Origin of the sequence: Thiomicrorhabdus sp. 6S3-12 (assembly GCF_017571475.1) — a bacterium.
In the GTDB taxonomy this organism is placed as follows: Bacteria; Pseudomonadota; Gammaproteobacteria; order Thiomicrospirales; family Thiomicrospiraceae; genus Thiomicrorhabdus.
Genome location: NZ_JAGETW010000002.1, coordinates 165,976 through 182,171, shown reverse-complemented (window position 1 = coordinate 182,171; position 16,196 = coordinate 165,976). Strand labels below are relative to the sequence as shown.

Annotated in this window: 12 protein-coding genes; 7 read left to right on the top strand and 5 right to left on the bottom strand. The window is 49.8% G+C overall.

What is annotated here, in order from left to right; genetic code table 11:
- Positions 1 to 49: 49 nt before the first annotated feature.
- Both J3999_RS03840 and J3999_RS03835 read right to left on the bottom strand, forming a co-directional pair.
- Positions 50 to 916 (bottom strand): tetratricopeptide repeat protein, encoded by an 867-nt coding sequence (locus J3999_RS03840; protein WP_208126645.1) that lies wholly within the window; start codon positions 914 to 916, stop codon positions 50 to 52.
- 253 nt (positions 917 to 1,169) lie between these two features.
- Positions 1,170 to 2,285, bottom strand: coding sequence for an alanine--glyoxylate aminotransferase family protein (locus tag J3999_RS03835; protein ID WP_208126644.1), 1,116 nt, complete (start codon positions 2,283 to 2,285; stop codon positions 1,170 to 1,172).
- Between the two features lie 93 nt (positions 2,286 to 2,378).
- Here J3999_RS03835 and J3999_RS03830 point away from each other — a divergent pair, with 93 nt between their 5' ends.
- Genes J3999_RS03830 through J3999_RS03815 form a run of 4 tightly spaced genes read left to right on the top strand, consistent with a single transcriptional unit; the run spans position 2,379 to position 7,696 of the window.
- Positions 2,379 to 3,815, top strand: coding sequence for an FAD-linked oxidase C-terminal domain-containing protein (locus tag J3999_RS03830; protein ID WP_173284349.1), 1,437 nt, complete (start codon positions 2,379 to 2,381; stop codon positions 3,813 to 3,815).
- The gene (locus J3999_RS03825; protein ID WP_173284350.1) at positions 3,815 to 4,783 is read left to right on the top strand and encodes an FAD-binding protein; all 969 of its coding nucleotides are present in this window, start codon (positions 3,815 to 3,817) and stop codon (positions 4,781 to 4,783) included. The genes J3999_RS03830 and J3999_RS03825 overlap by 1 nt, the downstream gene beginning before the upstream one ends.
- Before the next feature lie 6 nt (positions 4,784 to 4,789).
- Entirely contained in the window at positions 4,790 to 5,995 is a 1,206-nt protein-coding gene (glcF, locus tag J3999_RS03820) for a glycolate oxidase subunit GlcF (protein ID WP_208126643.1), read from the top strand.
- 21 nt (positions 5,996 to 6,016) lie between these two features.
- A complete protein-coding gene (locus J3999_RS03815) occupies positions 6,017 to 7,696 on the top strand; it encodes a formate--tetrahydrofolate ligase (RefSeq protein WP_208126642.1) in 1,680 nt (559 codons plus the stop codon).
- Between the two features lie 151 nt (positions 7,697 to 7,847).
- Here J3999_RS03815 and J3999_RS03810 read toward each other — a convergent pair whose 3' ends face one another.
- Both J3999_RS03810 and J3999_RS03805 read right to left on the bottom strand, forming a co-directional pair.
- Positions 7,848 to 10,127, bottom strand: coding sequence for a bifunctional diguanylate cyclase/phosphodiesterase (locus J3999_RS03810; protein WP_208126641.1), 2,280 nt, complete (start codon positions 10,125 to 10,127; stop codon positions 7,848 to 7,850).
- 10 nt (positions 10,128 to 10,137) lie between these two features.
- Positions 10,138 to 12,291 carry a DctP family TRAP transporter solute-binding subunit gene (locus J3999_RS03805; RefSeq protein ID WP_208126640.1) on the bottom strand — a complete coding sequence of 718 codons (2,154 nt, stop codon included), beginning with the start codon at positions 12,289 to 12,291 and terminating at the stop codon, positions 10,138 to 10,140.
- Between the two features lie 587 nt (positions 12,292 to 12,878).
- Between J3999_RS03805 and J3999_RS11970 the strand changes: the two genes are divergently transcribed.
- Positions 12,879 to 13,001, top strand: a complete 123-nt coding sequence (locus tag J3999_RS11970) for a hypothetical protein (RefSeq protein ID WP_256438076.1) — start codon at positions 12,879 to 12,881, stop codon at positions 12,999 to 13,001.
- 53 nt (positions 13,002 to 13,054) lie between these two features.
- Entirely contained in the window at positions 13,055 to 13,495 is a 441-nt protein-coding gene (locus J3999_RS03800) for a hypothetical protein (protein ID WP_208126639.1), read from the top strand.
- A 98-nt stretch (positions 13,496 to 13,593) separates the two neighbouring features.
- On the opposite strand, the gene coaE is transcribed toward J3999_RS03800, so the two are convergent.
- Positions 13,594 to 14,211, bottom strand: a complete 618-nt coding sequence (coaE, locus tag J3999_RS03795; RefSeq protein WP_208126638.1) for a dephospho-CoA kinase — start codon at positions 14,209 to 14,211, stop codon at positions 13,594 to 13,596.
- 134 nt (positions 14,212 to 14,345) lie between these two features.
- Between coaE and J3999_RS03790 the strand changes: the two genes are divergently transcribed.
- Positions 14,346 to 16,169: an N-acetylglutaminylglutamine amidotransferase gene (locus tag J3999_RS03790; protein ID WP_208126637.1), complete on the top strand. Its 1,824-nt coding sequence runs from the start codon at positions 14,346 to 14,348 to the stop codon at positions 16,167 to 16,169.
- The last annotated feature ends 27 nt before the right edge of the window (positions 16,170 to 16,196 follow it).

Here is a 16,196-nt window from a genome sequence, read left to right as displayed (position 1 = left end):
CGGGAACGACTCCCGAAAGAGATGAATAATGAAACTGTAAATAGGGCGCTTAAGCGACGGCATTCCCCATCCGGGTACGGTATTTTTTCACCAATTCCGGCTCGCTCTGCGAAAGGCTGGATAGCAGATAGCTGATCATTTCACGTGCCGCACCGTCTTTGTAATTTGGTTCCTGATCGAAAATAGCGAACAGCGATTCCAAAGCGCCCTGGTAGTCGTATTCGGTCACCAGGCAGATCGACAGATCAAAATAGGCATCGAAATCCAGTGGATCTTTATCCAATCGCGCCAGCAGTGCATCGCGACCGTCAGTCTTGGCGGCCAGCTCTTTAAAGGTAATTTGACCGACGATGATTCGACCGGTATCGCTGGCGCGATCCTTTTCCGGCAGACGATTAAACAGCGCTTTGGCTTCTTCGACTTCGTCAATATCCAGCATCACCTGCACCATATCCAGAGCAACTTGCGTATTGCCCGGGTCGGCTTGAATGGCTTGGGTCAGCAATTGAATCGCGCCGGCAAAATCGCCGGTCGAGTGTTTTTCGCGCGCCTGCTCACGCAGTTCGTCGGAAGCACGGGAAATGCCCAGACTTTTGAGCATTTCCAGCTGCTCTTCTTTGGTCATCTTACCTTCTTCGGTACGAATCAACTGACCGTCTTTAAAGACCTTGATCGTCGGCAGGTTGGTGATCTCGTACTCTTTGACCAGCTCCGGTTGTTCGTCGATATCCACCTTGGCAAAAATAAACTGTCCGGCATAGTAATGAGCAAGTTCCGTTAATTCCTGTTCCAGGCTGATACACGGACCGGAATAGACGCCTAAGAATTCCACTATGACCGGAATCTTGTGCGAGTTAAGCAATACCAACTCGTTGAATTTCTGTTGGTTTACCTCAAAAACGTAACCTTGACTCATCTTCTTACCTCGTTAAACCAAATGAATGTTTGAAGAGAATTATAGAGATTGGAAGGCAAATTTGGATAAGGAGTTATTAAGCTGAATATAACGATTTATTATGATTTAGGCGTTATTCATTTACTTGAATAGATATTTGTAATGATTTTGCAGAGGGCATAAAAAATGCCGCATCCGAAAAACCGGACACGGCATCTTTAACCGTCGCAGAAACTGCTGGAGCAGCTGGGCGATTAGTTTCGATTACTTGCGATTATTTGCCTAGTACTGCTTTCAGTGCCGCAATACAGAACAGCACTTTTTCTTTCTTACAGGTTTCACCCATCAGACCGATACGCCAGACTTTACCGGCAAAATCGCCCAGACCGGCACCGATTTCAAGGTTGTATTCGTTAAGCAGCTTGCCGCGGATTTCCGCATCGTCAAAACCTTCCGGAATCCATACCGAGTTCAACTGCGGCAGACGCTGATCTTCCGGAACAACAAAGTTGATGCCCATTGGTTCAAGACCGGCTTTAAGTTCCTGATGCAGGTCGGCGTGACGTTTCCACGCATTCTCCAGACCTTCGTCTTTCAGCATAACCAGAGACTCATGCAGCGCATACAGGGTGTTAACCGGCGCAGTGTGGTGGTAAGCACGCTTCTGACCGCCGCCCCAGTAACCCATAACCAGGTTCAGATCCATGAACCAGCTAGGAACTTTGCTTGCACGGTTGCGGACTTTATCCAAGGCTTTCTCGGAGAAAGAGATCGGCGAGATACCCGGTACGCAAGACAGGCATTTCTGAGTTCCGGAGTAGATGGCATCGATTCCCCACTCGTCAACGCGCAGTTCAACACCACCCAGTGACGTCACAGCATCAACGATGGTCAGGCAGTCGTGCTTGCGAGCGATTTCGCAGATGGTTTTAGCATCGGAGCAGGCACCGGTTGAGGTTTCGGCGTGGACGAAAGCGACGATTTTCGCATCCGGGTTGGCCGCACAGGCTTCTTCGACTTTAGCCGGAGTGACAGCCGTTCCCCAGTCGTCGGCGACGACAATCGCTTCACCGCCGAAACGCTCGATGTTCTCTTTCATACGCATACCGAAAACACCGTTGATACAAACGATGACTTTGTCGCCCGGCTCAACCAGGTTAACAAAACAGGTTTCCATCCCGGCAGAACCCGGAGCCGAAACCGGCATAGTCAGTTCGTTTTCAGTCTGGAACGCGTATTTCAGCAACTCTTTAACCTCATCCATCATGCCGACAAAGGCCGGATCAAGGTGACCAATCGTTGGGCGAGCCATGGCTTGCAGTACACGAGGGTGGATATCCGATGGGCCGGGGCCCATGAGTGTACGAATAGGTGGGTTAAATGATTGCATAGATAATCCTCTATAGGAAATTAAAAAATGTTATGAGAAAGTTGATTGGTCTCAATTATAATGGCATTCCTTGAAGAGATACAAGAGATAAAAATGCGCGTTGTTGAAGCCCTAAAAAATGCCCTGCCAAAGGGGTGTGTGCTGGCCTCGGACGAGGAGTGCCGCCCCTATGAGTGCGACGCTCTCTCTGCTTACCGAGAGAAGCCTCTTGCGGTTGCTTTGCCGGAAACGGTCGAGCAGGTGAAAGAGGTTTTGCGTATCTGTAAAGCGCACGGCACGCCGGTGATTACCCGCGGTTCCGGAACCGGACTGGCTGGTGGCACCTTGCCGTTGCAGGACGGAATTATTCTCGGCCTTTCTAAATTGAATAAGATCCTCAAAGTTGACCCCTTGCAGCGTATCGCCGTCGTTCAGCCGGGCGTGCGCAATATTCAGGTCTCCGAAGCGGTCGAACCGCACGGACTGTATTATGCGCCGGACCCGTCGTCGCAGATCGCCTGTTCGATCGGCGGCAACGTCGCGGAAAACTCCGGCGGTGTGCACTGTCTTAAATATGGTCTTACTGTGCATAACGTAACTTCGATCCGGGTTTTGAATATGGACGGCGAAGAGTATGTCTTCGACGAAAAAGACGACGGCGTCGATCTGTTGGCGTTGCTGAACGGTTCGGAAGGGCTGTTGGGGGTGATCGTTGAAATCAAGCTGAAACTGCTGCCGAAACCGGATGCGGCGCAGCTGGTTATGGCTGCTTTCCAATCGGTGACCGAATGTGCCGACGCGGTAACCGCCGTGCTGGAGCAGGGGATTATTCCGGCCGGTCTGGAGATGATGGACAAGTTCTCGATCCAAGCGGCGGAAGATTTTGCCAAGGTTGGTTATCCGACCGACGCCGAAGCGCTGTTGTTGTGCGAAGTGGACGGCAGCTTCGATCAGGTTCAGGTTGATGCCAAGCGTGTCGCCGATATTCTGACTTCCAAAGGGGCTTACGAAATCAAGGTGTCGCAGAGTGAGCGCGAGCGTATCGCTTTGTGGCAGGGGCGCAAGAACGCTTTCCCGGCAGTCGGGCGCTATTCGCCGGACTACTATTGTATGGATGGCACCATTCCACGCAGCAAACTGGCGTATGTTCTGGAAGAGATTAAGAAGATGTCGGAAAGATACGGGTTGCGTGTGGCGAATGTTTTTCACGCCGGTGACGGTAATCTGCACCCGCTGATTCTGTATGATGCGAATAAGCCGGGCGAGTTGGAGCAGACTGAGAAATTCGGTGGCGAGATTTTGAATCTGTGTGTCGATGTCGGCGGAACCATTACCGGCGAGCACGGTGTCGGCGTGGAGAAACTGAACTCCATGTGTCACCAGTATCACGGTCACGAACTGGAAATCTTCCACGGGATTAAAGAGGTGTTTGACGACACCGGTCTGCTTAATCCGGGCAAAGCGGTGCCGACGCTGCACCGCTGTGCGGAACTGGGGCATATGCATGTGCATAACGGACAACTGCCGTTTGGTCATCTGGAGCGTTTTTAATGGAACAGAGATTTAAGCAAATGGCCGAGCAGATCAAGGATGCGGCGGCCGAGAATAAAACTTTGCAGATTGTCGGCGGCGGCTCGAAAGTGCCTTTGTACGATGACGCCGAAGTGTTGTCGATGGAAGGCTACTCCGGAGTCCTTTCGTATGAACCGTCCGAGCTGGTGATTACGGTTCGCGCCGGAACGACGCTGGAAGAATTGCATCAGGTGCTGGCGGAAAAGAACCAGATGGTTGCTTTCGAACCGCCGGAATACGGTAATTCGACGATCGGCGGGACCTATGCCTGCGCGTTGACCGGCCCGGCCAAACCGTTCCGCGGCAAGCTGCGCGACTACGTACTGGGTACCAAACTGCTCGACGGTCAGGGGCGCGAACTGAACTTCGGCGGCAAAATGATTAAGAATGTTGCCGGTTACGATGTCTCGCGTATGCTGGCAGGGTCGAAAGGATCTATGGCGCTGGTGACGGAAATGAGTCTGAAGGTGATGCCGCTGGTCGAAGAGGTGACTTATCGCATCGAGATGCCGGAGTGTGACGCGATTGTCTTAATGAATAAGATGGCCGGAACCTCTCTGCCGATGTCGGGCGGCGCTTATTATCAAGGGCATTTCTACTATCGCGTTATGGGCGAGCATCCGAAGCAGACCAACCGTGTCGGCGTGGAAGCGGTCGATAATTCGATCTGGAAAATCCTCAACCCGTTTAAGCCTAAACTGGAGCCGGGGCAGAAACTGTGGCGCCTTGATGTCGAAAGCACCAACCCTTGTATCGATGGCACCATCGCCGTCGGTATGGGGGGGACACGACGCTGGGTGGCCAGTGAACACAAGCCGGATCACCCTTATGTTACCCTTTGGGATGACCGTTTCTTGCCGCGCCATAACGACGGCAAGGGTGTGAAGAAGATCAAGCAGGGCTTAAAGAAAGTCTTTGACCCGCATCATGTGTTTAAGGACTTGTAGAGAACTATGCAAACGAATTTGCCTAAAGATTTACTGGCGACCGAGACCGGGAAGACCGCCGATAAGATTCTGCGTAACTGCGTGCATTGCGGATTCTGTCTTTCGGCCTGTCCGACTTACGGGCTGATCGGTGATGAACTGGATTCGCCGCGCGGACGTATCTATCTGATTAAGAGTGCGCTGGAAGGTAACGGGATTTCGGCCAACTCGCTCGATCATCTGGATCGCTGTCTGACGTGTCGCTCCTGCGAGACGACCTGTCCGTCCGGCGTGGAGTACGGGCATCTGCTGGATATCGGCCGCGAGGTGATTGAGGAGGCGAGTCCGCGTAAACCCTGGGAGCGTCTGATCCGTTACGCCGTGCGCAAAAGTCTGACGACTCCGTGGTTCTTCAATCTGAGCATTAAGATGATGCCGTTTCTACGTCACTCCAAAGCGGTCAAGTTTACCGTCGAAGAGCTGGCGTTGAAACAGGAACTGCAGGATCGGGCGGATGCGATTGAGCATTCGGTTCTGCTGGTTTCGGGGTGCGTTCAGCCGGCGTTGGCGCCGAATATCAATCAGGCCAGTATCAAGGTGCTGAACAAGCTCGGATTCAATGTCATCGAAACCCCGCAGTCGCAGTGTTGCGGCGCAGTCGAGCACCATCTTTCCGGACATAAGGATGCCTTGGAGCAGGTGAAAACCAATGTCGACGCCTGGTGCGCCTATCTGGATAAAGGAGCCAAGGCGATCATCTCCAATGCCAGCGGTTGTGGTGTGATGATCAAAGACTATGCGCACCTGCTACGAGAAGATCAGGATTATGCGGCAAAAGCCCGCCGAGTGGTCGAGGCGACGCATGACATATCGGAATTTTTATTGAAACAGGATCTGTCGATTTTCACCCATTTCGACAACCAGAAAATTACCTTTCACTCTCCGTGCACTTTGCAACACGGCCAAAAGCTCCAGGGAGTGGTGGAAGAGACTCTGCGTAAACTGGGCTATCGCGTTAACCACGTTCAGGATGCCCATTTATGCTGCGGTTCGGCGGGAACCTATTCTATTTTCCAGCCGGAACTGTCTAAAAAACTAAGAAACAACAAGCTAGAGAATCTGTTGGCACATAAACCGGAACTGGTTGTTACCGCCAATATCGGCTGTCTGATGCATCTGCAGAAGGGCACGAAAACACCGGTTAAACACTGGATAGAACTCTTTAGCGAGTAAATTTACGAGGAGCTTTTAATTATGTCGGATATTGAAATTGCCCAAGCGGCGAAAATGCAACCGATTATCCAACTGGCAGAGGAAAAATTCGGGATTCCGGCTGAGCATCTGGACCCTTACGGGCACTATAAGGCGAAACTCTCATTGGAGTATTTTGACGACCTGTCGCATCAGCACGGCGAAGAAGGCAAGCTGATTCTGGTCACTGCGATCAGTCCGACCCCGGCTGGGGAAGGAAAAACCACCACCACGGTCGGTCTGGGCGATGCATTGAACCGTCTCGGTAAAAAAACCATGATCTGTTTGCGCGAACCGTCATTGGGGCCATGTTTCGGTATGAAAGGCGGGGCGGCCGGCGGTGGTTATTCGCAGGTAGTTCCGATGGAAGACATTAACCTGCACTTTACCGGCGATTTCCATGCCATCGGCGTAGCGCATAACCTGCTGGCGGCGATGATTGACAATCATATCAATCACGGCAATGCGCTGGATATCGACCCGCGTCGCATCAAGTGGAAGCGCGTCGTGGATATGAACGACCGTGCCTTGCGTGAAATCACCGTCGGTCAGGGCGGCCCGGCTAACGGCTATCTGCGCGAGGACGGGTTTGATATTGTGGTCGCTTCCGAAGTCATGGCGATTTTGTGTCTGGCGACCAACCGCGCCGATCTGAAAGAGCGTCTGGGACGAATCATTATCGGTTACAAAACCGACCGCGTAACGCCGGTTTATGCCAGCGACCTGAAAGCGCACGGCGCGATGGCGGCACTTTTGAAAGACGCCATTAAGCCGAACATCGTACAGACGCTGGAAAACAATCTGGCGATCGTGCATGGCGGCCCTTTCGCCAATATCGCGCACGGCTGTAACTCGGTTACGGCGACCAAAACCGCTCTGAAACTGGCGGATTATGCGGTTACCGAAGCCGGTTTCGGAGCCGATCTGGGAGCGGAAAAATTCCTCAGCATCAAATGTCGCTCGGCGAAATTGAAGCCTTCGGCGGTAGTGCTGGTGGCAACCGTTCGCGCTTTGAAATACCACGGCGGCATTGAGAAAGATCACCTGAATCAGGAAAATCTGGCGGCCTTGGAGAAAGGTTTTGTCAATCTTGAGCGCCATATTCATAATGTGACGGTGAATTACGGTCTGCCGGCGGTAGTGTGTATCAACCACTTTACTTACGACTCGGACGATGAAACCGATCTGTTGATCAAGAAGTGCGAAGCTTTGGGCGTTAAGTGTGTGGTGTCCAAGCATTGGGCTGAAGGCGGTGCCGGGGCGGAAGAGCTGGCCGAAGCGGTGTTGAATATCGTCGATAACCGCGAGCCGGGCTTCGAGTATGTATACGATATCAATACGCCGATCTGGGATAAGATTGAGACCATTGCAACTAAGCTGTACGGCGCAGCGGGGATTTCTGCCAATACCAAGGTGAAAGCGGAAATCGATCGTCTTCAGGAACACTACGGTGATCTGCCGATCTGTATGGCCAAGACGCAAATGTCTTTCTCGACCGAACCGTCCGCTAAAGGCGCGCCTTCCGGACATACCGTTGAAATTACCGATATCAAACTGGAAAACGGTGCTGGTTTTATTGTCGCTATTGCCGGCAATATGATGACCATGCCGGGCTTGCCGAAAGTTCCGACGGCGGAGAAGATTGATATTGATGATCTGGGCGTGATTACCGGACTTTTCTGACGCACTCTGTGCAAATGCTGTGCTGAAAAGAGCGTTTCCGATAATTAAATTTGAAGTTACTTAAGACGCACTTTAAAAAAAGCCTCATAACTTTTGGGTTATGGGGTTTTTTTATTTGCTGATGTTGCTGTCAGGACTGTTTATTAGACGGTTATTGTAACGGCGCGATTCGTCTATCTTCACCCGACAGGATTGAATGCATCTCTATTGCATCACAGGGTTTGTGATAGTAGTAGCCTTGCGCTTCATAGCAGCTGTTATCGGTTAAGAAGGCGATCTGTTCTTCGGTTTCGACTCCCTCGGCAATGACTTTTAGGTTCAGATTATTGGCCATCGCGATGATGGTCTTGGTTAAATTCATATCCTCTTCGTCATGAGGGATATCCCGAATAAATGACTGATCGATTTTGATTTTATCCACCGGTAATTTTTTCAGATAAGAGAGTGACGATAACCCCGTCCCGAAATCATCCAGCCCCAAGCCAAAACCGAGCTGTTTAAGTTTGTTTAGAATTTCCATAGCTTGTTCCGGAGAGCGCATAATGGCGGTCTCGGTGACTTCGAACATGAGTTTATTCGGTGCTATGTCATGACGCTTAACGGCTTGTTCCACAAAGGGGATAAAATCTTTTTGAGTTAGTTGAATGGCGGACAGGTTGACAGAGATGACCCCGACATTTAAACCTTCCTTTATCCAGCGCTGGTATTGAGCGAGCGCCTCTTCCAAAACCCAGCGATCTATTGCAATAATCAGACCGGTCTCTTCTGCCAAGCCGATAAATTTATCGGGCGGGATAATGCCTTCATTTTCACGGTGCCAGCGAACCAGACATTCGGCGCCGATTAAACGGTTGCTGCGCATATCCGTCTGCGCTTGATAGAAAAGCTTAAATTCGTTATTGCGAATTGCGATTCGCAGGTTATTCTCCAGCATTAGACGTTCGTAGGCCAGATGTGTCATATCTTTTGTATAAAACTGATAATTGTTGCGCCCCTCGTCTTTTGCCTTGTACATGGCGGCATCGGCATTGCGCAGCAGTTCTTCGGCATTGTTACCATTATCCGGGAAAATTGCAACGCCGATACTGCAGGTGGTGTAGATCTGTCGATGATGCAAATTAAAAGGTTCACCGAATATCTGCAGAATTTTTTCCAAAACGAAAGCAATATCGGCTTCATGCTCGATATGATCCAGCAGTACGGCAAATTCGTCGCCGCCCAATCTGGCGATAGAATCACTCGCGCGCAGCGTTTTAACGATGTTATCGCTGACTACCTGCAATAAGGCGTCACCGGTATCATGGCCGAAGGAATCATTGACCTCTTTGAATCGATCCAAATCGATAAACAACACAGCCAGCTTTTTCTTGGAACGCTGACTGAGTTTTATTGCCTGCTGCAATCGATCAAGGAAAAGTACTCTGTTGGGGAGTTCCGTCAGAGAATCATGTTCAGCTTGGTGCTGCAGCTCCAGTGTGCGTTCGTCAAAGGCTTTGGCAAGGTCTTCAAGTTCATCATCTGTACCAATCGGACTACAGAAGATATTTCTGTTCTTTTTCGATGCTTCAACTCGGCTGTTTAATTCCAAAATGGGGTTTACGATGCGAGAGCCGGCTCTCAAGGCAAAGTAGGCACCGGCAATAATAAATAAAATCCCTAATACCATTAAAGGAAGAATCGCTTGACGGACTTGTGAATTGAATACGGATACAGGAAGCCCAATCTCGAGCTTGATGTTCAACTGATTAAACAGTGTATCTTGGCTTATATTGTGGTGCGTGTAGGTAACGTAATTCAGCGCAGAGTTGAAATTATGCTGGTAGATTTCTCCTCCTTTGCTCAGCAGACGAATATAGCTCGCTTCATCTTTGCCCAGATGGCGATTTACGATGGCCGCCAGATCGAACACGACCACCACAGCGCCTTGGGTTGTGGCGTAATATTCGATCGGGCTGATTACCTCTATGTTGTGATCGCCTTTGCGGAGATGATAGGCCATTTTGCGATAGGCAAGAGCCTGACGCAGTTCGGAAGAATCGTTATATTGTGGGAGTGAACTCAGGGTTTGGTAAATGGCGTTACCAGCATAATCCAGGACATTGATTGACAACACATCCTTGCCCTTTTGAAAATTGCTGACCAGTGAAGGGAGGTATCTTTCTCGTCCCTCGCTATCGGTAAGTGCATTGATCATCAGCTGATTGCTGGACAACAGGTTGGAGTTTTCGAGCAGATACTGAAGATGCTGTTCAATTTTTTCCTGCAGCACCTGGGCCCGGTTTTCCAGCATGGTCTGAGTTGAGTTGAGCGCCTGTTCTCTGACCAGATACAGCATTGCCAATAAATTGGCCGTCAGTGCCAGAGTCAACAAGAAAATGATTTGGAAACTGACTCTGCGACGAATACTTCCGTGTTTAAAAAACTTATTCATTCAGGCTTGCCTATTCACTCACCGGTACAATGAAGCCCTTGTCATCAAAGCGAGCCATGAAATATTGATTGTCGCTCAAGGCATCGTGATTATCAGGGCGGAACGCCTGTTGATAATATTTAATGGCGCCATTAAAGGGTTTCAGATGCTCCAGAGCCAGTTTTACATTGCTTCGATCCGTTCTTCCAGCCTGTGTGATTGCCAAGGCCAGCAAGTGAGTGAGATCATACGCTCGAGCAGTCGCTAGTGGAGAATTAATCGGTTTATTTTTGGGTACGGCATACACCTGGCGGTAAAGGCTCAGAAGTGCCTCTAGTTCCGGGCGGTTATTGGTTGTCGAATAAGCCTGAAAGAACTTTAAATCGATGCGTGGCAACACATTATGTACTCGCTGATAAAAATCGCCACCCGCAATACTCCAATGAGAAACCACGGGAAGCGGGGATGGATGATTGGCCAGTTGAGTCACAAAATTGGCTGCCTCATTACTGTCGGCAACGAGAATGATCGAGTCGCATTTTGCATCGGTGATTTTCTTTAGTTCATTGCTTAAATCACCTTGCCCGCGATTCAGTGTAATGATGACGCCAGGCGCGACGCCTTTATCATTCATGTACTTGGAGATACGTTGCATATTGCCTCGACCCCAAATGGTATTTTCTACCACTATAGCAGGATGCTTATGATGTTTAAGCAGGTATTTTGCAATAAATGGCGAGACGAGGCGGTCATTGACCGCTATGCGAAATACATAGTTATCTGCGTAATTGTTCTCTGTAAGCTCCGATAATGCTGCCCAAGGGATCAGATAGGGAATCCGGGCCTGGTTGATAAGGGCAAGTTCTTCCATAATGACTGCGCTGTGTTTACCGCCGATAACCGCTACAACGTCATCACGATCAATGAAATATTGCAGATTGCGAACCCCCATGCTGGCGGTCATACGGTGATCTCTTGCGATCAGTCTTAAGGGCTTTCCGAGCACTCCTCCGGCTGTATTGATCTCATCCAGCGCCAATTCGATCCCCCGTTTAATGGATAAACCAACCACGCCGCCATCAAGAGACAGGTCTGCATCAAGACCGATGACAATTTGTTCTTTAAGTTCCGGAGCGGGACCATATTTATTCAGTAAATATTCTTCCGTCTTGGAGATGATTTCGGGGCCGATTACCGGTTCAGAGGCTTTTGCTATCCATGAGACTTTGCTGGCAAAAGCCTGACGCTGCTCTGCCGTCAGTTTGTGGATTTGTACGCCAGCCTTGCGGATCTGTTCGAGAAGCATCTGTTCACGTCGTTGTGTCTCATTTCGTTCCCAGGGAGTTATCTCTTTTGCGGTTTCGATCAGAACCGTCCGCACATCCTGGGGTAAATTGTCGAAGACTTTCTTGCTGATAGAGAAGACATAACCCAAATAGGCATGTTCGCTGAGAACTAAGTCTGACTGCACTTCATGAAATCCCATACTGACGATTGCGACCAGAGGATTCTCTTCGCCGTCGACAACATTATCGGCAAGTGCCTGCCGGGTGGAATGAAAGTCGATCGGTACCGGCTCGGCTCCCAAGGCGCGGAATTGATCCATAATGATACGGCTCTTCATGACGCGAATTTTCTTTCCGGTAAAGTCGGAAGGCTGCAGAAAAGGTTGGTTGCCGGTGAAATGTTTAAAGCCGTTTTCCCAGAAAGTCACCCCGACCAGATCAATCTGATTCAACTTGTCGAGCAGCAACCGACCCGGTTCTCCATCCAGTAAGGCATAAGCATCTTCGCGAGACGGAAAGAAAAAGGGGAGATCCGCATATTGCATAGCCGGAAGTGGGACGCTCATTTTTGCAGTGGGCGTTAAAAGAATATCGAGGGTTCCTTCGCGCGCCATCTCAACCATTTCATGGTCATTGCCCAGTTGCTGCGAGGGGAATACCTCGATGATAACCCGGTTGCGGGTCTTTTGCTTAACCTGCTCGGCAAAGCGTAATGCCGCCAGATGCAGAGCGCTGTTTTCTGGCGTATTGTGGCCAAAGCGCAGATGAATTTGTTCATTTTCAATTGTCATCGCGCTAGGTGGCGTCTTCTCTGGAGTCGGTATCAAAAAGTTTTTTTCAAACCCGATAAGTAGTGCTATGACGATAAAAATGAATACGAATATTGAAAATTTGCGCATTCGGAATCCAGCTCCAATTTTATAAAATAAATAGTTTTAGACGCCCCATCGGACAGGATTTCTTTGCACACACAAGAGAACGCTTTAGGTCAATGTTTTGTGCCGTTGGCAGAGAACTATAAGATATCGCCTGATCTCACCTAATGGCTCATACGACTCATGATGTTGGCATTTTAGCAGTCTTCCTATAGCCCGGATATAATCGTCCTCAAGTTTTGAATGGCAAAAGAAAAAAGGCGCAAAATTCTTTTTCGTCAAAGGGTTAGGAGAATACTCATTCAGAATAATGAGTTAATACTCAGACTTTATTTATATCTTCACATGATTGTCTGGGGTCAACAGAAAAGCAGTGAATGAAGAATTTCAGTTAAAAGAGTTGAAATGGCTGGTTTATATGGATTTTACGCGCTTGTATAGAATTTAATTATCTGATTTATAAGAAGTTTTATCTGGTTTTGGCAGACGGTTGTTGAATAGACGATTACTATTGTTTAGTGTGGTTATTGAGTTTTTATTTAATATCCATAAGTGTTTATTCGGCAAGATGGCAGTCATCGCGGCTGAGCGAGCATGGAAGTTTTGCCATAGTGAATAACGGTATTGAGTGGGCAGTGACCTATTTTCTAATGTTGCTGGCGCTCTTTATGGTCGGTGGCGGACGCTATTTCAGTCTGGATTACTGGATAAGACGGCGTTTTATGCGGGATTGATTGAATTTAACAACGGTTTAATGGCCTTAAAGGCAAATCATAGGAGAAATGACATGAATACTCGTAGAGGTTTTATTCGGCAACTTGCGGCTGTAGCGGCGACTGTAATGGGTGGCTCGGCGATGGCGGCAGAAAACCCGTTTATCCTGTTGGATGAAGAACAGGATAAATCAAAACTGTTGGCGGATGCTAAATGCGGTCAGGGCAAATGCGGAGGCAACCCTAACCAGCCTCAAGGAAAATGTGGCGGAAATCCATACCCGCAACAGGGACGATGCGGCGGAAACCAGAATGCTCCGCAGGGCAAATGCGGCGGTAATCAGTACCAGCAACGCGGACAGTGCGGCGGAAGCCCGAATATGCCGCAAGGTAAATGCGGTCAGGGAAAATGCGGTGGCAACCAGTATCAGCAACGTGGACAGTGTGGCGGCAGTCCGAATATGCCGCAAGGTGCTCAAGGTAAGTGCGGAGGGAATCCGAACGCGTCTCAGTGACCATGCGGCGTGAAGTCGAATAATTCTTGATATCACCGGTTCGGCAGGGTTTCCGGCGCGTTATAGGCTTCTCTGAAGATTTTGCGCGAGGTTATTGACTAAGGCCTTAGTAGGAGTTCGATCTGACGTTCGAGTTCCTCGAGGCCTTTTTCATTGTCAATAACTCTATCGGCGTGCTGCAGACGCTGCTGGCGAGAAGCTTGATTGGCGAGGATGTTCTTGATTTGGTTTAGACTGCTTTGGTCTCTGCTGCAAGCGCGTTGTATCTGCGTTTGTTGCGAACAATCCAATACCCAGATCTGATCAATGTAATCCGGTTTGCGGCCTGTTTTGAGTATCCCTTCGACCAATAACGGAATCGCGACCAGAAGATAGGGGTGTTTGTAGTCGGCATTTTGTCGGTAAGAGTCTATCTGCCGCAGGGTTTCTTCGCGAATCAGCGGGTGCAGAATCGCTTCAAGCTTTTCTCTGGGTTGACGATCCTTCGGGTCTGCAAAAATAATATCCCGCAATCGTGGACGATTAAGCGAGCCGTCGGCATTCAGTATTTCTTTACCAAATGTTGCAACCACCGATTTTAAGCCCGGTGAACCCGGTACGACGACCTGCCGGGCAATCTGATCGCTGTCGATGAAAGCAATACCATGTTGCTGCATTAAGTTGCAGAAGGTCGATTTTCCGGAACCGATACCGCCGGTCAGTCCAATGACTTGCATCTTCAATTTCTCTTGATTTAAGGGCTAATTTCCGTTCATTTTAAAGAGTCAGCCTGAAAAATGCGTCAAAATGATTAAAATAGCCGGATTGGTTATAAAATTCGGACTGAACCGAAAACTGGGAGCGAAATTCTATGTGCGGCATTTGCGGTGAAATCTACTTTGACGGCCAACAGGCAAGCGAACAGCGCCTTAAGCCGATGTTGGCTGCGATGCAGAATCGCGGGCCGGACGACGAGGGGATCTGGATAGACGAACATGTCGGTCTCGGTCATAAGCGTCTGTCGATCATCGATCTTTCCGCGTGCGGGCACCAGCCGATGCTGGATAAAGAGTTAAGTCTGGTTTTCAACGGTTGTATTTATAACTACGTCGAGCTGCGCGAACAGTTGACGGAGTTAGGACATGAATTTGTGTCGCACTCCGATACCGAGGTGATTTTGAAAGCCTACCGTCAATGGGGGATGGAGTGTGTTCAGTATTTCGAGGGCATGTTTGCGTTTGCGATCTGGGACGACGATCATCATCAGCTTCTGCTGGCGCGAGACCGTATGGGAATTAAACCGCTGTATTACGCTCCGGTTGAAGGCGGCGTACGTTTTGCCTCTAATACTCAGGCCTTGCTTGCGGAAGGCGATATCGATAGTGAGATTGATCCGGTGGGGCTGCATTTTCAATTAACCCTGCACGCAGTCATTCCCGCGCCGTATACGATCCTTAAAGGGATTCGTAAACTGGAACCGGGTCACTGGATGATCGTCAACCCGGATGGGCAGATTTTTAAAAAACGTTACTGGCATCTGGAAGCCAAGCGTCCGACAGGCGAAGCCTTTAAGGGCGAAGCGGTACCGCAGAGCGAACAGGAGTGGGTGGATGCGATTCACAAGCAGCTTAAGCAGGCGGTGCACAAGCGCCTGACGGCGGCCGATGTTCCGGTCGGCGTTCTGCTCTCAGGTGGTCTGGATTCAAGTTTGCTGGTGGCGATGCTGGCGGAAGCCGGAGTCGAGAACATCAAAACTTACTCGATCGGATTTGAAGACGCGCCGGAAGAGAAAGGCAACGAGTTCGAGTTTTCCGATATGGTGGCCGAACGTTATAAAACCGATCACAAGAAATTTCATATCCCGAATGAAACCGTACTGCCGCGATTGCATGAAGCGGTGGAGTCGATGGCCGAACCAATGGTGGGGCAGGATGCGGTTGCGTTTTACCTGCTCTCCGAACAGGTTTCCAAGGAAGTTAAAGTGGTGCTTTCCGGTCAGGGTGCGGACGAAGTTTTCGGCGGGTATTTCTGGTATCCGTTAATGGCCGACGCCGGTAAAAAGATTGATCTTCAGGATCGTGATCAGGCGTTACAGGCCTTTGCTCCCTACTATTTCGACCGTTCTCACGAGGAGTGGCTCGAAGTGATTAACCCGCAATATCATGTGCATAATGCGACCGGTGAGTATGTCGCCGACCATTTGACCGAAGAAGGTGCGGATGAATTCCTGGATCAGGTGTTGCGTCTGGATGTGACTACACTGATTGTCGATGATCCGGTGAAGCGAGTCGATAATATGACCATGGCCTGGAGCCTGGAGGCGCGGGTGCCGTTCCTGGATCATGATCTGGTCGAATGGGCCATGGCCGCGCCGCCCGAAATGAAAACCGGCGGCAAACATATCCTGAAAGCGATCGGTCGCGGAATCGTACCGGATGAAATTATCGACCGTCCGAAAGTGGCGTTTCCGATGCCGGCGCTGAAATACGTACGCGGTGACTTCTATGAGTTTATGAAAAGTCTGCTGACTTCGGAAGCGGCGAAAAAACGCGGTATCTTCAATCAGCAGAAATTGGCAGAGTTGCTGGAAAATCCGGAGGCGGATAACGCCTTTACCGCGATTCAGGGTTCCAAGCTGTGGCATGCGGCATTATTGGAATTCTGGTTGCAGAAGCATGTAGATAAGACGCTTTAAAAGGAAAATTCCCTATAACGGACATAT